Origin of the sequence: Sphingomonas radiodurans (genome assembly GCF_020866845.1) — a bacterium.
GTDB lineage: Bacteria > Pseudomonadota > Alphaproteobacteria > Sphingomonadales > Sphingomonadaceae > Sphingomonas > Sphingomonas radiodurans.
In genome coordinates this window covers 409,710-434,317 of record NZ_CP086594.1, presented here as the reverse complement: position 1 = coordinate 434,317, position 24,608 = coordinate 409,710, and the positions used below count along the sequence as shown (strand labels likewise).

Annotated in this window: 19 protein-coding genes; 9 read left to right on the top strand and 10 right to left on the bottom strand. The window is 65.5% G+C overall.

The genetic code is table 11. The features are described from left to right. Positions 1-78: 78 nt before the first annotated feature. Positions 79-1,833, top strand: coding sequence for a glycogen debranching protein (locus tag LLW23_RS02030; protein WP_228947127.1), 1,755 nt, complete (start codon positions 79-81; stop codon positions 1,831-1,833). On the opposite strand, the gene LLW23_RS02025 is transcribed toward LLW23_RS02030, so the two are convergent. The 4 genes from LLW23_RS02025 to LLW23_RS02010 all read right to left on the bottom strand — a co-directional run bounded on the left by LLW23_RS02025 (position 1,796) and on the right by LLW23_RS02010 (position 6,948). Further along, positions 1,796-2,923 (bottom strand): zinc-binding dehydrogenase, encoded by a 1,128-nt coding sequence (locus LLW23_RS02025; protein ID WP_228947126.1) that lies wholly within the window; start codon positions 2,921-2,923, stop codon positions 1,796-1,798. The two genes, LLW23_RS02030 and LLW23_RS02025, sit on opposite strands and share 38 nt — an antisense overlap. Positions 2,924-3,085: 162 nt before the next feature. After that, on the bottom strand, positions 3,086-4,906 hold the full coding sequence (locus LLW23_RS02020; RefSeq protein ID WP_228947125.1) for a flavin-containing monooxygenase: 1,821 nt from the start codon (positions 4,904-4,906) through the stop codon (positions 3,086-3,088). Between the two features lie 86 nt (positions 4,907-4,992). Next, complete coding sequence (gene ppk2, locus LLW23_RS02015) at positions 4,993-5,748, bottom strand: polyphosphate kinase 2 (RefSeq protein WP_228947124.1); 756 nt, start codon at positions 5,746-5,748, stop codon at positions 4,993-4,995. A 3-nt stretch (positions 5,749-5,751) separates the two neighbouring features. Further along, positions 5,752-6,948: an acetyl-CoA C-acyltransferase gene (locus tag LLW23_RS02010; RefSeq protein WP_228947123.1), complete on the bottom strand. Its 1,197-nt coding sequence runs from the start codon at positions 6,946-6,948 to the stop codon at positions 5,752-5,754. Between the two features lie 88 nt (positions 6,949-7,036). Between LLW23_RS02010 and LLW23_RS02005 the strand changes: the two genes are divergently transcribed. From LLW23_RS02005 to LLW23_RS01990, 4 genes are read left to right on the top strand one after another with little or no spacing between them, the layout of a single operon-like run. Next, positions 7,037-7,288 (top strand): hypothetical protein, encoded by a 252-nt coding sequence (locus LLW23_RS02005; protein WP_228947122.1) that lies wholly within the window; start codon positions 7,037-7,039, stop codon positions 7,286-7,288. Next, complete coding sequence (locus tag LLW23_RS02000; protein ID WP_228947121.1) at positions 7,281-8,030, top strand: prepilin peptidase; 750 nt, start codon at positions 7,281-7,283, stop codon at positions 8,028-8,030. The genes LLW23_RS02005 and LLW23_RS02000 overlap by 8 nt, the downstream gene beginning before the upstream one ends. Continuing rightward, entirely contained in the window at positions 8,027-8,464 is a 438-nt protein-coding gene (locus LLW23_RS01995) for a hypothetical protein (RefSeq protein WP_228947120.1), read from the top strand. The genes LLW23_RS02000 and LLW23_RS01995 overlap by 4 nt, the downstream gene beginning before the upstream one ends. A gap of 25 nt (positions 8,465-8,489) precedes the next feature. After that, positions 8,490-9,899, top strand: coding sequence for a coniferyl aldehyde dehydrogenase (locus LLW23_RS01990; protein ID WP_228947119.1), 1,410 nt, complete (start codon positions 8,490-8,492; stop codon positions 9,897-9,899). A gap of 46 nt (positions 9,900-9,945) precedes the next feature. Here LLW23_RS01990 and LLW23_RS01985 read toward each other — a convergent pair whose 3' ends face one another. Next, positions 9,946-10,104: a YdcH family protein gene (locus LLW23_RS01985; protein WP_228947118.1), complete on the bottom strand. Its 159-nt coding sequence runs from the start codon at positions 10,102-10,104 to the stop codon at positions 9,946-9,948. Between the two features lie 207 nt (positions 10,105-10,311). Between LLW23_RS01985 and LLW23_RS01980 the strand changes: the two genes are divergently transcribed. From LLW23_RS01980 to LLW23_RS01970, 3 genes are all read left to right on the top strand, one after another. After that, positions 10,312-10,491: a YdcH family protein gene (locus tag LLW23_RS01980; RefSeq protein ID WP_228948436.1), complete on the top strand. Its 180-nt coding sequence runs from the start codon at positions 10,312-10,314 to the stop codon at positions 10,489-10,491. 81 nt (positions 10,492-10,572) lie between these two features. Further along, positions 10,573-11,034, top strand: coding sequence for a DUF1465 family protein (locus tag LLW23_RS01975; protein ID WP_228947117.1), 462 nt, complete (start codon positions 10,573-10,575; stop codon positions 11,032-11,034). Between the two features lie 31 nt (positions 11,035-11,065). Next, positions 11,066-12,337 (top strand): SAM-dependent methyltransferase, encoded by a 1,272-nt coding sequence (locus LLW23_RS01970; RefSeq protein WP_228947116.1) that lies wholly within the window; start codon positions 11,066-11,068, stop codon positions 12,335-12,337. A gap of 35 nt (positions 12,338-12,372) precedes the next feature. Here the strand turns inward: LLW23_RS01970 and LLW23_RS01965 are convergent, their stop codons facing one another. Beyond that, positions 12,373-14,235 (bottom strand): ABC-F family ATP-binding cassette domain-containing protein, encoded by a 1,863-nt coding sequence (locus LLW23_RS01965; RefSeq protein ID WP_228947115.1) that lies wholly within the window; start codon positions 14,233-14,235, stop codon positions 12,373-12,375. A gap of 260 nt (positions 14,236-14,495) precedes the next feature. Here LLW23_RS01965 and LLW23_RS01960 point away from each other — a divergent pair, with 260 nt between their 5' ends. Then, positions 14,496-16,796, top strand: a complete 2,301-nt coding sequence (locus LLW23_RS01960; protein ID WP_228948435.1) for a TonB-dependent receptor — start codon at positions 14,496-14,498, stop codon at positions 16,794-16,796. A gap of 44 nt (positions 16,797-16,840) precedes the next feature. Here LLW23_RS01960 and LLW23_RS01955 read toward each other — a convergent pair whose 3' ends face one another. From LLW23_RS01955 to ligA, 4 genes are all read right to left on the bottom strand, one after another. Next, positions 16,841-17,644, bottom strand: coding sequence for a LytR/AlgR family response regulator transcription factor (locus LLW23_RS01955; RefSeq protein WP_228947114.1), 804 nt, complete (start codon positions 17,642-17,644; stop codon positions 16,841-16,843). Between the two features lie 86 nt (positions 17,645-17,730). Continuing rightward, positions 17,731-18,855, bottom strand: coding sequence for a sensor histidine kinase (locus LLW23_RS01950; protein ID WP_228947113.1), 1,125 nt, complete (start codon positions 18,853-18,855; stop codon positions 17,731-17,733). A gap of 100 nt (positions 18,856-18,955) precedes the next feature. After that, a complete protein-coding gene (locus LLW23_RS01945) occupies positions 18,956-22,264 on the bottom strand; it encodes a TonB-dependent receptor (RefSeq protein WP_228947112.1) in 3,309 nt (1,102 codons plus the stop codon). Between the two features lie 167 nt (positions 22,265-22,431). Next, positions 22,432-24,561: an NAD-dependent DNA ligase LigA gene (gene ligA, locus LLW23_RS01940; RefSeq protein ID WP_228947111.1), complete on the bottom strand. Its 2,130-nt coding sequence runs from the start codon at positions 24,559-24,561 to the stop codon at positions 22,432-22,434. Positions 24,562-24,608 lie beyond the last annotated feature (47 nt).

The following is a 24,608-nucleotide window of genomic DNA, read 5'->3' as shown; positions in this document are numbered from 1 at the left end:
CTCGTCCCGGCATCCACGTCTCGCCAAACCCAATCAGCGTAAAATGTGCGGCACGGTGGATGCCGGGACAGGCCCGGCATGACGGATGCAACGTTTGCGCATCGCTTTCGCCTGCGCTCCCCGAACGCCACCGCCGTCTGGCTTTGCCTCTTCGACGAAGCCGACCAAGAAACCCGCATCCCGATGACCCGCGCGGGCGACGACTGGAGCACCGATCATCCCACCCCGCCCGGCACCCGCTACGGCTATCGCGCCGCTGGCGAGCCGCCGTTCGACGTGTCCAAACTCCTCGTCGACCCCGCCGCAACTCACCTCGACCGCCCCTTCGCCTACGATCCCCGCCTCGGCACCTCCGGTATCGACACCGCTGCCCTCGTTCCGAAGGCGATCGTCACCCATTTGCCCCCGCCAAACTCCCTTCGCCCCCCCGTATTCCGCCCCGGCGGCCTGATCTACGAACTCAACGTCCGCGGCTTCACCATGCTGCATCCTGAGGTGCCCGCAGACCAACGCGGCACCGTCGCCGCGCTCGCGCACCCCGCCATCATCGCGCATCTCCACAAGCTTGGTGTCAACGCGGTCGAGCTGATGCCGATCGTTGCCTGGATAGACGAACGCCACCTCCCACCGCTCGGCCTGAGCAACGCATGGGGCTACAACCCCGTTGTCCCGATGGCGCTTGACCCACGCCTGTGCCCCGGCGGCATGGCCGAACTCCGCGCCACCGTCGCCGCGCTCCGCACCGCCGGCATCGGCACGATCCTCGACTTGGTCTTCAACCACACCGGCGAAAGCGACCTCGCCGGCCCGACCATGTCCTTCCGCGGCCTCGACGACGCAGTCTACGCCAAGGCCCCGGACGGCACACTGATCAACGACGCCGGCACCGGTAACACGCTCGACTTCGGTTATCCCGCCGTGCGCAACATGACACTGGAAACGCTGCGTCATTTCGTCGCGCAGGCAGGCGTCGACGGCTTCCGCTTCGATCTCGCCCCGATCCTCGCCCGCTCCCCCGGCTTCGATCCCACCGCCCCGATCTTCGCCGCCATCGCCGCCGATCCGCTGCTTGCCGACCGGATCATGATCGCCGAACCCTGGGATATCGGCCCCGGCGGTTACCAGCTCGGCGCCTTCCCGCCGACATGGCTCGAATGGAACGATCGTTTTCGCGACGACTTGCGCCGCTTCTGGCGCGGCGACGGTAGCGCCGGCGCACTCGCCACGCGCCTCGCCGGCTCGACCGACGTGTTCGGCGCCGCCCACACTCGCACCGTCAACTTCGTCGCTGCGCACGACGGCTTCACCCTCGCCGACACCATCGCCTACGCCACCCGCCACAACGAGGCGAACGGCGAGGGCAACCGCGACGGCCACGCCGACGAGGTAAGCTGGAACGCCGGGAGGGAAGGGCAGGGTCGGTCCGAGGACGTCCGTGCCTTGCTCGCCACGCTGTTCGCCGCACGCGGCACGATCATGCTCACCGCCGGCGACGAGTTCGGCCGCACGCAGCGCGGCAACAACAACGCCTATGCGCAGGACAATGCGATCTCATGGCTCGATTGGTCGACGCGCGATCGCGAACTAGAGGACTATGTCGCTGGACTCGCGGCCTGGCGGCGCACGCACCCCGCGATCAGCGACCCGGCAATCCGCCATGACACGGCATGGCTTCGGCTAGACGGCGCACGGATGCAGCCGCACGACTGGGCCCACGCATCCGGCTTCGTCATGCAATTGCCGGAGGGAGCGAGCGTCCGCATCGACCGCAACGCTGGCTCCGTCCGGAACGGCGTCAGCTTTGCGGCAGGATCAGATACTTCTCACCCGTAGCGCGCTTGCCGTACGCCGCGATGATCGCCGGATCGAGCGCTTCGTCGAGCGAGATGCGCTGCGTATACTTGCTCGCGAACGTCGTCTTCAGCTCACGCGCCACGCGATCGCGGAGCGCCTTCGCTTCATCGGCGCCGACATCCTCGAGGAAATACGTCAGCAGCCAGCCACCCATCCGCCACCGCATTCCGAAGCCACGGTTGAACTCGGTCGGCGCGGTCGACAGCCCGCCATAAACATACACCTGCTTCATCTGCCGCGACCCATACGGGCCATCCGCCTTCTGCGTGCGCAGCGCCGCCTGCTCCATCGCCGCCAGGATCTGCCCCGCGAGCTTGCCCCCGCCGACCGCGTCGAACGCGAGATACGCATCGGTCGCGGCGATCGCGTCGATCAGCTTGGGGACGAAATCCTCCGCCGTCATATCGACCACATGTTCGGCGCCCAGCCCGCGCAGCAGCTCGGCCTGTGCTTGACTGCGCACCACGTTCACCAGCGCAATCCCATCCGCCGCGCACAGTTTCACCAGCATCTGCCCGAGGTTCGATGCCGCCGCGGTGTGCACGATCGCCTTGTAGCCCTCGCGCTTCAGCGTGCCCACCATGCCGAGCGCGGTGAGCGGATTGACGTACGACGATGCGGCTTCCTCCGCGCTCGTCCCGTCGGGCACGATCATACAGGCAGCCGCGGGCACCTTGCGATATTGCGCATAGAACCCGCCCCCGGCCAGCGCGACCGTTTTGCCCACCAGTGCCTGCGCCGCCTCGGACGAGCCCGCCGCAACGACCCGCCCGGCGCCCTCATTCCCCACCGGCAGATCGATCCCGGCCCGCGCGCCGAGCGCCCGCTGCACTGCCGGGGTCAGCGGCGCGCTCGCTCCACCATCGACCGCGCTGAAGGCAGACCCCTCGGTCAGCGCGAGCAACACGCCAAGGTCCGACGGGTTGATCGGCGTCGCCTCGACGCGGACGAGCACCTCGTCGTCGCCCGGCACCGGCAGCGGCACGGTCTGCAGCGAAAGGCGGATCTCGCCGTCCTTGGTGACGGTCGAGACGAGGCGGCGGTGCGTATCGGGCAGGGTATCGGTCATTCGGTGATCCTTGTGTGATCTTGGAATATGTCGAGAAAGTACGGAGAACGAATAAGGCGGCTCACCCCAACCGTTCGTGTCGAGCAAAGTCGAGACACCACGGACTTCGGGTGGGGCATGTCCCTCGACGTCGCTCGGGACGAACGGAGTGCGCTCGTTGGCTCAATCCAGCGTCAGCCCCGGCATCCCGCCGTCCTCGCGCCAGGCCTTGATCGTCGCGAAGAACGCCACCGATCCCTTGCCATAGCTCGAAAAGCTCGCCGCAAGCCGACTCAATTGCCCTTCGCCATTGTAATAGCCCGGGGTGCATTCCTCGAGGAACTTGCGCCGGTCGAGCACCGCGGTCAGGATTTCCTGCGTCCAGGCGTTTTCCGCATCCTCGGTCGGCTCGACACGCGACTTCTGAGTCGCGAGCGCATGGCCGATGATGTGCGCGCTGTGCGTCGCCTGCTCGAGCAGCGCGTGTGGATAATTGGCGGTAAAGCCTGATTGGATCACCGAAAAGATGAACATGTTCGGGAAGCCGTTCACCGTCATCCCGTGCAGCGACTTGCCGCCGCTCGCCCATTTCTCCTCCAGCGTCCGCCCGCCGGTACCGCGGATCTCGTATCCTGCGCGCCGCGCATAGCTCGTGCCGACCTCGAAGCCGGTGGCGAAGATCAGGCAGTCGAGCTTGTACTCCTTACCCGCCACCACCACGCCATCGCGGGTGATCCGCTCGACGCCGCGACCCTGCGTATCGATCAGGCTGACGTTCGGGCGATTGAACGTCGCGAGATAATCGTCGTGGAAGCACGGCCGCTTGCAGAACTGGTTGTACCACGGCTTGAGTGCGTCGGCCGTAGCCTGGTCCTGAACCACGCTATCGACCCGTGCGCGGATCGATTCCATCTTCTGGAAATCGGCGAGTTGGACCAGGTCGTCGGGATTTTCCGCGCCGCTCTTCGCCGCCTTCATCCGCGCGATCACGCCGAGATTCCGGATGATGTCGGTCCAGCCGTCGTTGACCAGATCCTCATCCGCCCAGCCGCCAGAGACGAGCGTGTTGAAATTCTCCATCCGATGCTGATGCCAGCCCGGCGTCAGCGTCTCGGCCCAGGTTGGGTCGGTCGGCCGGTCGCCGCGCACGTCGATCGACGATGGTGTACGCTGGAAAACGTAGAGCTGCTTGGCTGTTTCGCCGAGGTGCGGCACGCATTGCACCGAGGTCGCCCCGGTACCGATGATCCCGACCACCTTGTCGCCGAGCTTGTCGAGCCCGCCATTCTGGTCGCCGCCGGTATAGTCGTAATCCCAGCGGCTGGTGTGGAAGGTATGTCCTTCGAACGATTCGATGCCGGGGATGCCGGGCAGCTTGGGGCGATGCAGCGGGCCGTTCGCCATCACGACGAAACGGGCGCGGATTGCATCGCCGCGGTTGGTCGAAACCGTCCAGCGCCGCGCGGCTTCGTCCCAGCTCAAATCGGTCACTTCGGTCTGGAACAGCACGTCACGATCAAGTTCGAAGCGCTCTGCAATGCGCTTGGAATAGGCGCGGATCTCGGGCCCTTGGCTATACTTGCGCTCGGGAACAAAGCCGGTCTCCTCGAGCAGCGGCAGATAGACGTAGCTTTCGATGTCGCACGCTGCGCCCGGATAACGGTTCCAATACCAGGTGCCGCCGAACTCGCCGCCCTTCTCGATGATGCGAATGTCCTTAACGCCAGCTTCGCGCAGCTTGGCGCCCGCGAGCAACCCACCAAAGCCACCCCCGATCACAACGACGTCCTTCTCGTCCGCCAGCGCGGCCCGCTCGATCGGCGCCTCGATATACGGATCGTCGAGGAAGCGCGAGAATTTGCCCGCCATCTCGACATACTGCTCGTTGCCGTCGGCGCGCAGCCGCTTGTCGCGCTCGATGCGATATTTGTCCTTCAGCGCGTTCGGATCGAACCCGAGTTGAGCGTCGGGCGTGTCGTGGACCGCCTGCGTTTCGAACGTCATGCCTGCCTCTCCTATTCTGTTTAACGGCAGTATGACGCGTCAGCGCGCAAAGTTGTAGAGTGAAATCGAACTTTAGGTACGGCGCGTCATCGCTCCAACCGACCATCCCCGATTGCCGACGCTTCGAACGTGAACAACGTCTCCGGATCGGGTACCGTAATGCCCTTCGCGATTTCAGCCGGTGCTAGCTCACGCAGCAGATGCTGGATGATCGCTCGCCGCGCACGCTTCTTGTGGTCGGCGCGCACGCACGCCCACGGAGCGACGGGCGTGCTCGTACGCGTCAACATCGTGTCGCGTGCGACCGAATAATCGTCCCATTTCTCCTGCGCGACCGCGTCCAGCGGGGAGATCTTGAGCGATTTCAGCGGGTCTTCGCGCCGCGATTCCAGCCGTGCCGCCTGTTCCTCGCGCGAGATGTCGAGCCACAGCTTCACCAGCTTGATGCCATCTCCGATCAGCATCGCCTCGAAACCCGGCACGTCCTCGATGAACCGCGCCTGCTGCTCAGGTGTCGAGAAACCGTTGACCACCTCCACGCCGGCGCGATTGTACCAGCTGCGATTGAAGATCACGAGTTCGCCTGCCGCCGGCAGATGCGCGGCATAGCGCTGGAAGAACCATTGCGAGCGTTCGCGCTCGGTTGGCTTGGGCAGAGCGATGACACGCGTGTGGCGCACCGCGAGGTGGCGGACGAGCGTCCGGATCGCACCATCCTTGCCCGCGGTATCGCGCCCTTCCAGCACGACCACCGCGCGCGCACCGGTCTCATCCGCCCATTGCTGGTACTGCACCAGCGCTACCTGAAGATCGTGGTCTTCCTGTTCGTGGTCCTTGCCCAACGCTCAGATCAGCTCGATAGCGATCGCGGTCGCTTCGCCGCCACCAATGCACAGGCTCGCTACGCCGCGCTTCTTGCCGTGATGCTTCAGCGCCGCGACCAATGTGGTGATGATCCGCGCGCCCGATGCGCCGATCGGATGGCCCAGCGCTGTCGCCCCGCCGTTCACGTTGATCTTCTCGTGCGGGATGCCGAGGTCGCGCATCGCGAACATCGCGACGCAGGCGAACGCCTCGTTGATCTCGAACAGGTCGACCTCTTCGATCGTCCAGCCGGCCGCCTTTAGCAGCTTCTCGATCGCCCCGACCGGCGCGGTGGTGAAGTCGGCGGGCTCCTGCGCATGGGCCGAATGCGCCACGATCCGCGCGACCGGCTTCTGCCCCTTCGCCGCGGCGAGGCTCGCTCGCGTCAGCACCAGCGCCGCCGCGCCGTCGGAGATCGACGAGCTGGTCGCGGCGGTGATCGTGCCGTCCTTCGCGAACGCCGGCTTCAGCGTCGGGATCTTGTCGGGCATGCCGCGACCGGGCTGCTCGTCCGTATCGACGATCACGTCGCCCTTGCGGGTCGAAACGGTGACCGCAACGATCTCCTCGGCAAACGCGCCCGAGCTGATCGCGGCCTGCGCACGGCGCAGCGATTCGATCGAATAATCGTCCTGCGCCTGGCGGGTGAGCTGATAGGCGTTGGCAGTGTCCTGCGCGAACGTGCCCATCGCGCGGCCCGCCTCATACGCATCCTCGAGCCCGTCGAGGAACATATGGTCATAGGCCGTGTCATGGCCGATCCGCGCCCCGCCGCGATGCTTCTTCAGGATGTACGGCGCGTTGGTCATGCTCTCCATGCCGCCTGCAACGATCAGGTCGACCGAGCCCGCAGCAATCGCCTCGGCGCCCATGATCACAGTCTGCATGCCCGATCCGCACACCTTGTTGACGGTGGTCGCCTGCACGGACTTTGGAAGTCCGGCCTTGATCGCCGCCTGCCGCGCCGGCGCCTGGCCAAGCCCGGCCGGCAGCACGCAGCCCATGTAGATCCGCTCGATATCGCTGCCTTCGACCCCGGCGCGCTCGACCGCGGCCCGCACTGCCGTCGCGCCAAGATCGGTCGCCGAAACATCGGCGAGCGCGCCCTGCATCCCGCCCATCGGCGTGCGCGCGTAGGAAAGAATGACGACAGAGTCGGCGGCGGGATTGGTGGCCATGGAATGCTGCTCCGCAATATTCGTTGTCGGCGATCTAAGCTTGATCGGCCTCAATTACAAAGGTCGTGAACGACCCTACGCGCTGGGCATGGACACACTGACAGACGTACTGAAATGGGGTGCTTCGATCAGCGGCATCATCGCCGCGCTCATGGTATCGCTCGATCTGGGGCGGCGCGTCACCGGATGGGGGTTCGTCCTGTTCGTGGCCTCGTCGATCTGCTGGATCAGTGGTGCGGCGCTGACGGGCGATTGGGCACTAGGCACGCAGAATGTGGCGCTGTTCGGGATCAACCTGTTGGGTGTCTATCGATATCTGATACGCAAGAAGGGTGTCTGATCTTTTCTGGCCGCTGGCGCTCGGGTTTCTGGGTGCGATCATCGGCAGTTTCCTCGCGACGATCGCCGTACGCTGGCCGGCTGGCCGATCGTCATTGGTCGGGCGATCGATGTGCGACGCTTGCGGCCAACAGGTCGCCGCGCGTGATCTGATCCCGCTCGCGAGCGCCATGCTGCTACGTGGCAGGGCGCGTTGCTGCGGTGCTGAGATCGCACCACTTCACTGGCAAGTGGAAGCAGCAGCTGCGGCGGTTGGCGTGAGCGCCGGCCTTGTGGCGCCCGGACCGCTCGGCCTGATCGTCGCCGCCTTCGGCTGGCTCCTGGTGCTCGTCACCGCGCTCGACGCGACCGAATTGTGGATCCCGGACCCGCTCGTTGCAACGCTCGCCATCGGCGGCCTGCTCGCCGCGCTCGTCTTACCGCCAAGCTTGAGCGATCGCCTGATCGGCGGCGCGGCCGGCTTCTGTTCCTTGTGGTCGATCGGCGCCGCCTACCAGCGATTGCGCGATCGCGAAGGGCTGGGGGGGGCGGATCCAAAGCTCTTCGGCGCGATTGGGCTGTGGCTGGGGTGGCGGATGCTGCCGCCGGTGCTGCTGGTCGCCGCGCTCGTCGGGCTGGGCATCGTTGCCTGGCGCGCCGCAACTCGCCGACCGGTCTCGGCCGACGACGCCGTTCCCTTCGGTGCCTATCTCGCCATCGCGGCTTACCCGGCGCTGTTGCTCATGATATGGTTCACGCCATGATCGCGCTTCTCCTCGCGCTGGCTGCGGTCGATCCGCCCGCCGCGCCGCCTTCCACGATCGATGGTTTGCCGATCGCCGGCTTGCCGCGCCAGTCGTTGCCCGCGAGAGGCTGCGCCGCCTATCTTTTCAGCGGCGGCAAGACTCGCACCCTGATCGCTGTGGCAAGCGCCGAGGCTGCCACCTTGCGGCTCGCGCTCGATGGCACCGCCACGGATTACGCCCGCGGCACGCAGACGGGCACCGCTGGCCTCGGCTTCGCCACCACGACGCAATATGTCGGCGGCGACGTCACCGCGACGCTGGACGTCACGATCCAGACGCGCCGCGACCTCACGCAAGGCGCGGTGATCGACAGCGGCACGCTGCGCATCGATCGCCCCGGCAAGGACACGATGGTCCTGCCAATCGCCGGGCTGATCGGCTGCGCTGCCTGACGATACGAATATTAGGAGACGATCGATGAAAGACATTCTGGCGGCGCAACGCGCGAGCTTCATGGCCGCGCTGCCCGAGCCACTGTCGCTCCGGAAGGACCGGCTGAAGCGCGCCGCGGCGATGATCCGCGACCATGCCGATCGGTTCTGCGACGCGCTGAGCGAGGATTTCGGCCACCGCAGCCGCGAACAATCGATGATCACCGACATCGCCGGCTCGATCGCGCCGATCAACCACGCGATCAAGAACCTCGCGAAATGGGCGCGGGTCGAGAAGCGCTCCGTACAATTTCCGCTCGGCCTGCTCGGCGCGCGTGCATCGATCCAGTATCAGCCCAAGGGCGTCGTCGGCATCATCGCGCCGTGGAATTTCCCGGTGAACCTCGTCATGTCGCCGCTCGCGGGCGCGCTCGCGGCGGGCAACCGTGCGATGGTGAAGACCAGCGAATACACTCCTGTCACCGCCGCACTCTTTGAAGAGATCGTCGGCAAATATTTCGACCCGACCGAACTCGCCTTCGTCTCGGGCGGCCCGGAGATCGGCAAGGCCTTCGCCGAGCTGCCGTTCGATCATCTGCTGTTCACCGGCGCGACCGGCATCGGCCGCCACATCCTGCATGCCGCGGCGGACAATCTGACCCCGGTGACGCTCGAACTCGGCGGCAAGTCGCCCGTGATCGTCGGCAAGGGCGCCGATCTGAAGCAGGCGACGGAACGCGTCGCGATCGGCAAGATGCTCAACGCCGGCCAGATCTGCCTCGCGCCTGATTATCTGCTGGTTCCGTCGGACCAGGAAGCCGCAGTCGTCGAGGGCCTGAAGTCAGCCGCCAGCGCAATGTACCCGACGGTGCTCGCCAACCCCGATTACACCAGCATCGTCAACGATCGCCACTTCCAGCGCCTTACCGACTGGATCGAGGACGCGCGGTCGAAGGGCGCAACGGTCGACGTCGTCAATCCGGCGAACGAGGATTTCGGCAGCACCAACAGCCGCAAGATGCCGCTGCATATCGTCACTGATGTCACGGACGATATGACGCTGATGCAGGAAGAGATCTTCGGGCCGATCCTCCCGGTGCGTCGATACGACGGGATCGATACCGCAATCAGTGAGATCAATCGGCGCGATCGCCCACTCGGCCTTTATTATTTCGGCAAGGACAGTGCCGAGCAACGCCGCGTGCTCGATCGCACGATTTCGGGCGGTGTTACGGTGAACGACGTGATCTTCCACGTCTCGATGGAGGATCTGCCGTTCGGCGGGGTGGGGCCATCCGGCATGGGCGCGTATCACGGCCATGACGGCTTCCGCACCTTCAGCCACGCCAAGAGCATATATCGTCAGTCGCGCCTTGATGTCGCGAAATTGGCAGGGCTAAAGCCGCCTTATGGCGCGGCTGCGCGCAAGTCGGCGACGCGCCAGATCGGCAACTGATCGGGACGCGGGGCGGGGGGTATACCCCCGTCCCGACCCTGATAGCTCAATGCGCCGAGGAGATTTCCTCCTTCAGGCGCAGCTTCTGCTTCTTGAGTTCCGCAATCAGCAGGGCATCGGGCATTGGCCGATGGGTTTCGTTGTTGATGCGCTGATCGAGCACGGCATGCTTGGCTTCGAGAGCCGAAAGATGCGCGGTCTGCATGGCATAAACCTCCTTGCTTGGTTGACGGGACTCAGGAGTAAAACACGCGATTGTGAAAAAGTCCTCAACGAAATTTGCTCGTCCGCGCCCGGCGGAATGGATCGCGGGATGTCACGCGGATGTAACGAGTTTTTGCAGCGCGCTCGGCGTCACTATGCTAACGCAGATATGCCGACGGGAGGGCGATGGGTGGACGACAACCAGGTCATGGCGCGACTCGGCATTTTGCGGGTCGAGCATCGCGATCTCGATACCGCGATCATGGCGTTGGTGAATGGCGGGCCAGGCGATCAGATTCAGCTCGCCCGCTTCAAGAAACGCAAGCTCCGGCTGCGCGACGAGATCGCCGCGCTGGAAGATCAGCTGATCCCGGATATCATTGCGTGAGTATCGCTTTGGGACGCAGCCGACGCATGGTCCGCACACGCGCCGCTCGCCGTCCCCGCGAAACGGTGTAACAACGTGGACATGCGAAGGGGCACGCACGATTCACCGATCCATCGGCGCTTGATAGACGCATTGTACGTCGAGGCGATGGTGCTCGCCGACGACGCGCGCAGCTATTTCGACGATGGCGGGCGCGCCGAACGCGAGGCGCTCGAGCCGATGGCGCGGGTCACCTTCAGCTGTGAATCGCTCAAGGTGACGACGCGGCTGATGCACGTGATCGCTTGGCTGTTGACGCAGCGCGCGGTGCTGGCTGGCGAGCTGCGCGCGCGTGACGCGCTCGATCCCTCGCGCCGGCTCGGCGATGCGCCGGTCTCCGATCCAGTGACGGTGCGTGCCTTGCCCGAACAGGCGCGCGCGATGGTCGCCGCCAGCATGGATCTCCATCGCCGCGTCGCCCGGCTGGACGATGCGCAGGCCGCCGACCTGCCCGATGTCAGCCCCGCGCGGCAGATGTTCGAACGGCTGGCGATGGCGTTCTGACGCCGCCGCGTCACGCTCGCTGATCCGTCCGATGGATCGTCTCTCCCACGCCCGCGCGATCATCCGTCACTTGGCGGAGCATCTCCGCGCCGACTGCTGCGTCGAGCTGTGGAACGGCGAGGTCGTCCCGCTTGGCCCCGCTGCGCGAGACGACATCCGCATCCGCATCGGCTCACCCGCCGCGATCGGCCGCCTGCTCCGCTCGCCGCGCCTCACGACGCTGGTCGAAGTCTATCTCTCGGGCGATCTCGCGATCACCGGCGGCAGCCCGCTCGAAGCGCTCGGCCGCTGGGATCATCTCGCCGCAGTCTACCTGAAACGTAACGTCGACCGGCGCCTGCTCGCCCGCCACGCGCTCCCGTTCTTGACCGCGCGCGCTCCAAACGATGCTGGCCTCGGTTTCACCGCACGCGTGCGGCGCGTCGCGGGCCGGGGCCGCGACGATCTCGGCATGATCCAGTTCCACTACGACGTGTCGAACGCCTTCTACCGGCTCTTCCTTGACGAGCGGATGCAATATTCCAGCGCCGTCTTCGCCACGCCCGAAACTAGCCTCGACGACGCCCAACTCGCGAAGCTCGACCTGATCTGCACCAAGCTCGCGCTGAAGCCGGGCGACCGCCTGCTCGACATCGGCTGCGGCTGGGGCGGGCTCGCCGAACATGCCGCCGATCGATACGGCGCAATCGTCCATGGCGTGACGCTCAGCGCGGCGCAGCTTTCCGCCGCGCGCGAGCGCACCGCACGGTTCGGAAAGCGAGTGATGCTCGAACTGCGCGATTATCGCACGCTCGACGAGGCCGAGGCCTATGATGCGATCGCGCAGATCGGCATGTTCGAACATGTCGGGATCGACAATCACGACACCTTCTTCGCGCAGATGGTACGGCTGCTGAAGCCCGGTGGGCTATACCTACACCAAGCGACCACGCGTCGCGCGACCCGCGACTTGGCCCGCTTCCGCCGCCAGAGCGCGTACATGGCCGTGATCAACCGCTGGATCTTCCCCGGCGGCGAGCTCGATTATCTCGGCCTCACCATCACCAACCTCGAACGCTGGGGCTTCGAGGTGCGCGACGTCGAGACTATGCGCGAATATTATCATCTGACGCTCAAGGCCTGGAGCGAACGCCTCTACGCCCGCCGCGACGAAGCCGCGGCCGAGGCGGGCGAAACACGCACCCGGTTATGGCTGCTGTATCTCGCACTCGCCTGCACCGGCTTCTGGCGCGGCGTATTGTGCGATTTCCAGACGCTGGCGCAAAAGAGGGTTACCGGCCTGTCTGGCCTGCCGCTGCGGTAAGCGCGCGGAACGTCTCGCACGCGGGGGGAGGGGAGTTACGCCTCCTCCAGCGCCTCGGTCGCCTCTAGCCAGCGCGCTTCCGCCGCCTCGATCCGCTCGGTCAGCGACGACCGCCGCTTCATCAGATCACTCATTGCCAGCCCGGCCAGCTTCGCATCCGCGCCCGAAGGGTCGAACATCGCCCGCTCGATCGTCGCGCGCTCGGCGTTCAGCGAAGCGATCTCCGCTTCCATCTCGCGCGCCACCTTGCGCCACACCTTGTCGCTCTCGCGCTTCTCCGACGCCGCCTTGCGCTCCTTGGCGGCTTCCTTCTTGTTCGCCTTGCCTTCGGACTTGGGCTCCTTCGCCAGCACCAGCGACACATAATCGTCGAGGCTGCCGTCGAACTCGCGCGCCGTGCCGTCGTCGACCAGCACCAGGCGATCGGCGGTCAGCTCCACCATGTGCCGATCATGGCTGACGATCAGCACCGCGCCCTTATAATCGTTGAGCGCCTGCACCAGCGCCTCGCGCGCATCGACGTCCAGATGGTTCGTCGGCTCGTCGAGGATCAGCAGGTGCGGCGCATCGCGCGTGATCAGCGCCAGCGCCAGCCGCGCCTTCTCGCCGCCCGACATCTTGCCGACCTTCGCCGTCGCCCGATCGCCCGAGAAGCCGAACCGCCCGAGCTGCGCGCGCACCGCTGCCGGGCTCGCGCCCTTCATTACCCGCGTCATGTGCGCGAGCGGCGTATCGTCCGCCTCGAGTTCCTCGACCTGATACTGCGTGAAATAGCCGACGCGCATCCGGTTGCTCACCGCCATGCTGCCGTCGATCGGCGCCAGCTGCGCCGCGACCAGTCGCGCGAACGTCGTCTTGCCGTTGCCGTTGCGCCCGAGCAGCGCGATCCGATCGTCCGGGTCCATCCGCAGGTTGAGCTTCCGCAGGATCGGCTCGCCACCATAGCCGACGCTCGCGTGATCGAGCGTCACCAGCGGCGGCCGCAGCGGCTCGGGGTCGGGGAAGCCGAACGACAGGGTGGGGTCGTTGGCCAGCTCGGCGATCGGCTGCATCTTCGCCAGCATCTTGGCCCGGCTCTGCGCCTGCTTGGCGGTCGAGGCGCGGGCGGAGTTGCGCGCGACATAATCCTGCAGCTTGGCGCGCTGCACGTCCTGGTTCGCCTTCGCCGCGGCGATCTGCGCCATCCGCTCGGCGCGCTGCCGCTCGAACGCATCGTAACCGCCGGCGTACAGCGTCGTCTTGCCGCCCGATAGATGCAGGATCTGATCGACCACATTGTTGAGGAAGTCACGCTCGTGGCTTACAACGACGATCGTCGCTTTGTACGAGCGCAGGAAGTCCTCCAGCCACATCACTGCTTCGAGATCGAGATGGTTCGACGGCTCGTCGAGCAGCAGCAGGTCCGGCTGCGAGAACAGCAGCGATGCCAGCGCAACACGCATCTTCCAGCCGCCCGAAAAACTGTCGAGCGGCCGGTTCTGCGCATCCTCGTCGAACCCGAGCCCGAGCAGGATCTGCGAGGCACGCGCTGGCGCGGTATAAGCGTCGATCGCAATCAGCCGCTCGTAGATGTCGCCGAGCTTCTCCGGATCGACTTCGCTCTCGCTCTGCGCCATCAGCCGGTCGCGCTCGAGGTCGGCCGCGAGCACTGTTTCGAACGGCGTGGCCTCGCCCGCGGGCGCTTCCTGGGCGATATAGCCGATGCGTGCGCCGCGCGGCATGTCGATCGATCCACCGTCGGGATCGATCTGTCCGGCGATCACCTTCACCAGCGTCGACTTGCCCGCGCCGTTGCGCCCGATCAGCCCGACGCGGCTGCCCGGCGGCAGCGACGCCGCCGCACCGTCGAGGATCGCGCGCCCACCCAGGCGCACCGTGATACCGTTGATCGTAAGCATCCGGCGCCCGTAGCAGATTTGCTGCAGTCGCGTAATGCGTGCGTTTCGCCATCGCTTCGGACATCTTCTGTCACAAACTGGTCGCAATCAAAGCCTAGCGCGCGAGTGGGGAAGAGCCGTGACTGGCTTGGCATCAACGATTCGCCGGGCGCGCTTCGCCGGCACATGGCGGCATGCCGCCCGCTTTCTGATCGTTCCGAAGGGGGAATATCGTGCTTTACAAGAACGCGCGTCGCGCGCTGCTGCTGTCTGCCACCGCCATGCTGGCGCTGCCCGTCATCGCCCATGCCCAGGATGCCACTCCGGCGCAGGCCAACCAGGGCGCCGATCGCCCGGCCGATGACGGTGGGCTCGACGAGATCGTCGTCACTGCCGAACGGCGCGAGGCGAACCAGCAGAGCGTTCCCGTCTCGGTGAGCGTCGTCGCGGGCGACGATCTGCGCCAGTTCCAGGCAGGCGGCGAAGACATTCTCGCGCTCGCCGGCCGCGTGCCCGGCCTCTACGCCGAAAGCACCACCGGCCGCATCTTCCCGCGCTTCTACATCCGCGGCCTCGGCAACATCGACTTTTACCTCGGCGCTTCGCAGCCCGTGTCGATCATCCAAGACGACATCGTCCTCGAGCACGTCGTGCTGAAATCGAACCCGGTGTTCGACGTCGCGCAGGTCGAAGTGCTGCGCGGCCCGCAGGGCTCGCTGTTCGGTCGCAACACCACTGCGGGTATCATCAAGTTCGACACGATCCGCCCGTCGATGGATTTCCAGGCGCGCGGCAATTTCTCCTACGGCAGCTACAACACCGTCACCGCCGACGTCGGCGTCGGCGGGCCGATCATCCAGGACAAGGTCGCGTTTCGTGTGTCCGGTCTTTATCAGCGCCGCGACGACTGGATCGACAACAATTTCGCGGGCACCGGCTTTGATGGCACGCGCGGCGGCGAGGATGCGCTCGGCGGCTTCGAGGAGAAGGATGTTCGCGTCCAGCTTCTGATCACGCCGTTCGAGGATCTGTCGATCAACCTGTCGGGCCATGCCCGCGATTATGACGGCACCTCGACGATCTTCTACCGCAACGCGCTCCCGCGCGGCTCGAACAATCCCAACAAGCCGCGCGACATGATCGTGCAGGACGAGGCGTTCGATAGTCCGCAGGGCTACACCACCTACGGCGGCTCGGCGAACATCGCCTACGACTTCGGCGGCATCACGCTCACCTCGATCACCGGCTACGAGACGACGGCCGGCTTCAGCCGCGGCGATACCGACGGTGGCGCTGCAGTGTCCTTCCCGGTCAATGGCGTGGCCAACGGCTATGGCCAGAGCCAGGGCAACATCCGCGATCTCGATCAATGGACGCAGGAAGTGCGCCTCGCCAGCAGTGGCGATAGCGCTTTCAAGTGGCAGTTCGGCGGCTTCTACTTCGATCAGCGCGATACGACCGAATTCTACCAGCGCCGCTTCTTCCTGACCGCGCCGTTCGTCGCCGCGAACAGCAACACCAACAATCCCGACAATTGGGTCCGCCTGCGTGATACCAACACGTCATGGGCGGTGTTCGGCCAGGCCAGCTATCAGATCGGCGATCGCCTGACGCTCACCGGCGGCGCGCGCTACACCGAGGATCGCAAGCGCACCGCGCTGGTGAAGCCGGCGATGACCGGCGCGACGGTGAACTTCCCCGCCACGGCGCCGCGCGACATCCGTCTGGTCGGCAAGGAGCCGAGCTGGGACGTGTCGGCGCTCTATGAGATCGCGCCCGAGGTGAATGTCTACGGCCGCATCGCACGCGGCTTCCGCGGCCCGACGATCCAGGGCCGATCCGCGGTATTCGCCTCTGCCTTCACCACCGCCGATTCCGAAACGATCATGTCGTACGAGGTCGGCTTCAAGAGCGAGCCGTTCTCGAACCTGCGCGTCAACGCCACGGCCTTCCACTGGCAGGTCGATGACATCCAGCTCAACGGCAATGATGCCGATGGCAATGGCGTGCTCTTCAACGCCGACAAGGCGACTGCCTGGGGCGTCGAGGGCCAGATCGACTGGCGGCCGATCCGCAACATCAGCTTCTCGCTCGGCGGCAACGTGTTGAAGACCGAGATCCAGGACGATCGCGTCTTCGCGCAGGTTTGCGCGCTCAACGGCCGCGTCACCTGCACCGTGCAGGATCCGACGATCACGCGCACCATCTTCGGCGCCCCCGCGGTGCTCGCGCAGATCGACGGCAACCCACTGCCCAACGCTCCCAAGTGGCAGATCAACGCTGCCGTTCGCTACGACATCCCGCTGTGGAACCAGGGCAATCTGTTCGTCGCGGGCGACTTCAACGCGCAGGGCTACACCAATTTCGTGCTGTACCGGACGCGCGAATTTTACTCGGACGGCAATTTCGAGGCCGGCCTGAAGATCGGCTACACCGATCCCGACGATCGCTACCAGATCGCCGCCTTTGCCCGGAACATCACCGGCGAGAAGAACCTGAAGGGCGTCATCGAGAACTACAACGCCGCGGTCTACAACGAACCGCGGATCCTCGGCGTGTCCTTCTCCGCGCGCACGCGGTGAAGGGCAGGGGGCCGGGGGCAACCCCGGCCCTCGCCGTCACCCGATCAATGAACGAACCGCGCCACCACGTCGCGATAACTCCGGCTCACCTTCACCTGCGCACCTGAATCGAGCACCAGGAAGCATTCGCCATTGGTATGCGGCTTCACCTGTCGCACCTGGTCGAGGTTCACGATCGTCGAGCGATGCACGCGCTGGAACCGCCGCGGATCGAGCCGCTTTTCCAGATCCTTCATCGTCTCGCGCAGGATCAGCGTATTGTCTGCGGTCTTGATGCACATGTAATCGCCCGCCGCCTCGACGATCTCGATCGTGTCGACATCGACCCGGAAGATCTGGCCGCGATCCTTCACGTTGATCAGCTTCTCGAACCGGCCGACATTAGCATGGTCGCCGCCGCCATCCGCCAGATCGGCCGCCGCCTCGGGCGCATGTTCGGCCAATGCCTCCTTCAGCTTCTCGGCCTCGCCGACGCTCGACTTCTCGGACAGCCGCTGCCGCACGCGCTCCAGCGTGTCAGCGAGCCGCGATTCCTCGACCGGCTTCATCAGATAATCCACCGCCTGCGCCTCGAACGCGCGAAGCGCGTGATCCGAATAGGCGGTGACGAACACGAACAGCGGCGGCTCGACTTCCATCAGCCCCTGCACGACGGAAAAGCCGTCGAATCCGGGCATCTGGATATCGAGAAAGACGAGATCGGGCTTGTGGGTCTTGATCGCGCTGATCGCTTCGCGGCCGTTCTGGCACTTGGCGATGATCTCGACGTCGTCGTGCGGCTGCAACCGGAGCTCGAGCCCCTGGATCGCGAGCGGCTCGTCATCGACGAGAATGGTGCGGATAGTCATGGTAACGCTGTTCTCCGATGCAATGTCGCCACGGCCTGACGGTCGGCCGCGCGGTCATCTCCACTCAATTGCCCCCCTGTATTCCTCTACTCGAACTGGAACGGGATCTCGATTTCCACGCCGAAGCCCCCTGTAGGCATCGCGCGGATCTCGAAGCGGTGATCCGTTCCGAAAGATTGTGCCAGCCGCTCCCTGATGTTGGCGATCCCAACGCCAGTTGAAAGGCTCGGCCGATTCTTGTTCGCCTGCAAGCCCGGCCCGGTGTCCGATACGCCGATCCGAACCCGATCGCCGTTAAGCCGCGCGGTGACCCGGATTTCCGCGCCATCCTCCTTCGGCGTGACGGCATATTTGATCGCATTCTCGACCAGCGGCTGCAGCAGCAGCGATGGCAGCTGCGCCTTTTCCGCCGCCGGATCGATATCGAACTTCGGCCGCAAGCGGTCCTCGAAGCGCATCTTTTCGATTTCGAGATACAGTTTCAGCGTCTCGACTTCCTGCGCCAGCGTGACATGCGCGGTCGGCTCGTTCGCTAGCGTATAGCGCAGGAAGCTCGCCAGTCGGCTCAGCATCGCATTCGCGCGCTCGGTCTGCTTCAGCAGTACCAGCGTCGAAATCGAGTTGAGCGTGTTGAACAGGAAGTGCGGGTTCAGCTGATAGCGCAGCATCGCGAGCTGCGCGGACGACGCCTGCGTCTCGAGGTCCCGCAGCTGATCGATCTGCTCCTCAACGATCAGATAGAAATTAATCCCGAAATATGCAGCGGACCACCCCGCGAGCACGGTGAAATTGAGGAAGAGCGCGCCGATCAGCAGCTTCACGTCGATGCCGGGCGCAGCGCGCGTGATGAAACTGAACGAGAACGTGTCGAGCAGCGCGTAGATGAAGGTCGCCGCGCCCAGCGTCAGCACGGTGAGGATGATCGCGGTGATCCGCGGCAGCCCGCGATAATAGCCGTACAGCGTCGACAGCAGCAGCGTCAGGCAATAGCCCACGATCGTCTCGACGATGTTGCTGACTACGCCCTGCAGCGTGAAGCCGTTCGAGATCGACGAAACGGTGCGCAGCACCAGATAGCCCGACCACCCCGCCGCCTGCAGCATCCAGAACGCGCGCGACTTGTCCTCGAAGAACGGCCGCGCGACCAGATTGCTCGGCCGGATCGTCGCGGCCGTGGTCGCGGCAGCAGGGGCAGGAAGCGTCGTCGCCATCCGCCGCCCTATAGCGCGGCATGCGCGCGGCGCAAAAGAAAGGCCGCCGCTTGCCCGAAGGAAGCGGCGGCCCTGGAAGGCGATCAGCTTTGGATCTGCTTCAGAACTTGAAGCGAGCACCCAGGCGGATGAAGTACAGCGACGGCCGGATCTCCGGCACTGCGTCGTTCGCCGGCCGTGCATCCGAATACCGATACTGCGCGCACGTCTGGGTCGGTGCCGTGTTGACCTGCCCAGCTCCCGGTGCAGTTCCCGTCGGGACTGCGGCGGAGAGGCACTGCACCCGCACAACGTCCTCGAGGTACGGGAACACTGCCTGGCGGAAGCCGCCCCAGTTCTTGTTCAGCAGGTTCGGCACGTTCTGGATGTCGGCAAATACCGACAGTCGCGACCGGCCGATGAACGTCGGGACTTCCTGCTCGAGGTGAAGGTCGATCCGCGTGTAAGCGCGTGCACGAGCGACGTTGCGCGGGGCGATCTTGCCGCGGAAGTTCTTCAGCACCGTGCTGTCGATAATCCCCTCGACCGCAGCCTGCGTCGCTGCGCTGTCGTAGCTGACGAGCGCGTCGCCGCCGGCCTGCGGCACGTAGAAGAGGTGACGATCGTCACGACCGGTCAGGCCGAACACCGCGCTGCGCGGCGTGCTGCCCAAATCTTCCATCGTGAAGCTATACGGGCGACCCGCCTGGGTTTCGCCGAACAGCTGAACGATCGTCCGAGCGTCCTGGAAGATCGCACGGTCGAAGCCGATGCCGTACTTGAACGACCAAGCAACCTGGTCGTTCGCGGTGCCGTATACCGCACGATCCGCGAGGAAGGCGCCGTTGGCATAGTTCGAACCGGCGGTCGACGACGTCGCCGGCGTCTCGTCCTTCACGTCCTGCAGCGAATAGGCGAAGTTGAGCAACAGGCCGAAGTCGAACGTCTTGTCGACGCGCACGACACCGACATGGCTGCGGCCACGATCGCCATTGGCGAGCACGATATCCGTGTTGGTGTTCGTACCGACCAGCGGGCCGTAGCGCGGGCGGCCATCCGGCAGCGTCCCGACCGGGATGGAGCGGAGATCGACGAACTGGATCGAGTCACGCGTGCGGCTGAAGTAGTAATCCGCACCAAAGCGCCAGCCGCCACCCAGGAAATTGCGCGGGGTCCAGTCGGCCGACAGCGTTGCCTTGTACACCGACGGGATCTGGAAATCGCGGTCGAGCGCGTTGATGTTGGCCAGCGGGTTGGCGCCGGTGTCCGGGATCAGCGCTTGAAGCTGTGCTGGGATCGTGCTGCCCGACACGTTGTTGAGCACCGCATCACCCGTGGCGGTGGCAAGCGCCTGGCCGTTGATCGTGTAACCGGTCGGCGTCTGCGGCGTTACGCCGACGCGCTGGATGGTAACCGAGTTGATCCCGACTCCACCGACGCCAGCACCGGCGTTCGAATAACTGTTCGACAGGTACACATCCGGCGTACCGCCGCCGAACACGCCGAAGCCACCGCGGATCTTGACGTCGTCGATCGGCTCCCAGTTCACGCCGATGCGCGGCTGGAAGAGGCCCAGGCCCTTGAAGTTCTTCGTGTTCGGGAAGCCGTACCGCGCCTGGAAGCCCGAGTTATACGGGATGTCGTTCTCGCCGTCATAAAGGTCGTACCGCATGCCGAGCGACACGTTCAGGCGATCGGTGATCTGCCAATCGTCTTGGATGCCGAAGGTGTACTGGCGATACTGGAAGTCCGCCGCGGCATCGTTGACGTTGCCCGATGCCGGGCGCTGGAACGTCAGCGAGTTCGCGCGCCGGCCCTGGAAGTCGGCCAGCGAGTCGAAATAATAGTTGCCGGTGGTGTTCTGCAGGAACAGGTTGAAGATCCGGACTTCGTCATACTGGCCGAAGACCTTCAGGTCGTGACCGTTCATGTTTAGCCGTGCCAGCACCGATCCCGAATAGGTATCGGTGTAGAATTCGTTCGACTGGCGCGAGCTGTCAGGCCCGAAGAACAAGCGGGCGGCGCCGGGCGTGCACTGGTTTGCGGTGCCAGCCGAGGTCGCGTCGGTGCAAACACCGAACTGGGCGAACTCGTTGCCGTTCAGCGAAAGCGCGCCACGCTCGTAGCTCTTGTAGAGGAAGCGGCCCTCGGTCGAGAACGATTCGGTCCACTGCGAGTTCAACTGCGCGATGCCGGCACGAAGCAGTTCGGTCGCCTTGTAGGCGTTCGACGACAGGCCGTAAGACGGCTGCGACGGGCTCGTGCTGCCGTTCTGGAGGAAGTTCGCCTCATCGTAAGCGCTGATGTAGCTCAGCGACAGGCGATGGTTGTCGCTGACGTTCCAGGTGATCTTGCCGACCACCTTCTCGTCCTTCTCCTGCGAAACCGTCAGCGGGCCGCCGGCGTCAAAACCGTAAACCGTGTCGGCGATCCCGCCGACCGTGTCGATCAGGCCCTGCGTGAGGCCCGGGATCTGGTCAGGCGTCGGCGAAACCGGATTGCCCTCGGTGTTGCGCTCGCCCGAGATCATGAAGAACAGCTTGTCCTTGATGATCGGGCCCGACAGCGTGGCGCCATAGGTCTCGCTCTTGAAGTCGAGGTTCGTGTCGATGTTGCGGCCGATCCGCTCGCCGGTGAGCCCGTCGGTGTTCTGGCTGTAGAAGCCGTTGCCGTGGAACTCGTTGGTGCCCGCGAGCAGGATGGCATCGATCGCGCCACCCAGGAAGTTGCCCTGGCGAACGTCATACGGCGCGATCGAGACGCTGAACTGGCCGATCGAGTCGAGCGGCACTGGGCCGCGGCGGGTCGGGCTGGCGTCGGGGTTGAGGCCGAAGTTGTCGGAAACGACGACGCCGTCGATCGAGAAGCGGTTGAAGCGCGGGTTGATGCCGGCGAACGAAATCGCGCGGCCACCGCCCGCGGTTTCCTCGAAGCGCGCGAATGGATCGCGACGGGCGAGATCGCGGATGTCGCGGTTGATCGAGGCGACGCGCGCGATGTCGCGCTGCGTGAGGACAGTCTGCGGGCCATCCGAGGTCGTGCCGGCGCGTGCCAGCGTCGAGGCAGTCACGACGATGTCGCCGCCCTCTGCGGAGCCATCTGCTGCGGCCAGTTCGACGGTCAGGTCATACGGCTGGCTGACGACGGTGAAAACGTCGGTAACCGTCTTGTTGCCGACCGGGCTTGTCACTTCGACCGAGTAGGGGCCACCGGGACGCAGGTTGGCGACGTTGAACGCGCCGCTTTCATTAGTGGTCACGGTCGCGCGGCTATTGGTTCCGGTGTCGAGTACGACCACGGTCGCCCCGGCGACGGGAGCGCCATTGTTCGTCACGGAGCCGCGTACCGACGTCGTGGTCTCCTGTGCCGAAACCGCAGCCGGCGCGATGAGCGCGACCATAGCCGCACCCAAAAACAGGTTATGCCGCATTCTAATTCCCCTTGTGAGCGCGTCGCCCTGATCAGCGGCTTTCACGCCGCCACACCGCGCCCGTGGGCTTGTAATATTTCGCTTCCATGACATCGGCCGCGGGATTCCGGGTGGAACCGGATTCGATCGTGTTGCGTTGCAAAAAGGCGACAGATCAGACGGCTGGGTCAGCCCGCCGCCGCTACGATCGCTTGCCACCCTGCTTCGTCGACAACCCGAATGCCCAGATCGGTCGCCTTCTTGGCCTTCGATCCCGCGCCCGGCCCCGCGACGACCAGGTCGGTCTTTGCCGACACGGATCCCGCGACTCGCGCGCCGAGCGCCTCGGCCTGCGCCTTCGCCTCGTCGCGGCTCATCGTCTCTAACGTTCCGGTGAACACCACTGTCTTCCCCGATACTTCCGACGTGCGGGTGAGGTGGACGACATCCGCCGGCGCAATCTCGCGCAGCAGATCCTCGACCGCCGCGTCGTTGCGCTCCTCGGCGAAGAAGTCGATCAGTGCGAGCGCGACTTCGGGGCCGACTTGCTTGGTATCGACGATCGCCGCCAGCTCCTTGGCGGTGCGCGCGAGGAGCTTGTCGTCACTCTCGCCGATCGCCTGCAGCATGGCGTCGCGCGCCGTGACCCCAGCCGCGACCATCGCGCGGAACGCCGCCCAGCTCGTCCACCGCCGCGCCAGATCGCGCGCGGTGACTTCGCCGACATGGCGGATGCCGAGCGCGAACAGGAAGCGGTCGAGCGGGGGCGCGCGCTTGGCGTCGATCGCCGCGATCAGGTTGCGCGCCGAAACTTCCGCCCAGCGCTCGCGCGCCAGCAACACCTGCTCGGTCAGCCGGAAGATGTCCGCCGGCCGCGCGATCAATTTGTCCGCGAAGAAGTTCTCGATGTTGGTGATGCCCAGCCCTTCGATGTCGAGCGCATGGCGCGAGGCGAAGTGCCGCAGCCGTTCGACCGCCTGCGCCGGGCACACCAGCCCGCCCGAACAGCGCCAGTCGACCTCGCCCGGCTCGCGCACCGCCTCCGATCCGCACTCGGGGCAATGCGTCGGGAAATGCCACGCCTCACGCGGCGTCTCGCGGGTCAAATTCTCGACGATCTGCGGAATCACGTCGCCCGCGCGCTGCAGCACCACGCGATCACCTGGGCGCACGCCCAGCCGGCCGATCTCGTCGGCATTGTGCAGCGTCGCATTGCGCACGACGACGCCACCCACCGTCACTGGCTCCAGCTTCGCCACCGGCGTGAGCTTGCCCGTCCGCCCGACCTGGATGTCGATCGCATTGAGCGTCGTCTGCGCGCGCTCGGCCGGAAACTTGTGCGCGATCGCCCAACGCGGTGCGCGCGCGACGAAGCCGAGCCGCTCCTGCCAGTCGAGCCGATCGACCTTGTAGACGACCCCGTCGATATCGAACGGCAGGTCCGCCCGCGTCGCCTCGATCGCGCGATAGCAATCCAGCGCCGCGGCCGCGTCCGCCACCCGCGCGAAGCCGTCCGCCACCGGAAATCCCCATCCGCGGATCGTCTCGACCACCGCCGCCTGCGTATCGCCGGGCACCGCGCTCGTCTCGCCGAGCCCATGCGCCAGGAACCGCAAGGGGCGGCTCGCGGTAACATCCGCATCCTTCTGCCGCAGCGATCCCGCCGCAGCGTTGCGCGGATTGGCGAACTGCCGCGCCTCCTTTCCGCTCCCCGCCGCCTCCGTCGCAAGCCGCGCGTTGAGCGCGGTAAAATCGGCCTTCGCCATATACACCTCGCCGCGCACCTCGAACACGTCCGGTGCCTCGGCGGGGAGGGTATCGGGAATGTCGCCGATCGTCCGCACGTTGGCGGTCACGTCCTCACCTGTCGTCCCGTCGCCGCGGGTCAGAGCCTGCACTAGACGACGCTGCTCGTAACGCAACGAGCAGGAAAGCCCGTCGATCTTCGGCTCGGCGGTCAGCGCCACCTCGACATCGTCCGGCAGCTTCAGGAACCGCCGCACCCGCGCGACGAACTCTTCGACCTCCTCGTCGGAAAATGCATTGTCGAGGCTCGTCATCGCCTTGGCATGCGCAACCTTGGCAAGATGCCCCGCCGGCGCCGCGCCGACCTGCCGCGAGGGCGAGTCCGTGCGGATCAGATGCGGAAAGGCGGCTTCGATCGCGGTGTTGCGCCGCACCAGCGCGTCATACTCGGCGTCCGAAATCTCGGGCGCATCGTCGGTGTGATAGCGGCGATTGTGGTGCGCGATCTCGGCGGCAAGCGCTTCGAGTTCGGCGGCAGCGGCAGAATCGGTGTCGGGCAGGGCGGTCTTCATCGCCGATCCCTATCCCGTCCGCCCCGATCTTGTCGAAGGGCGAACGG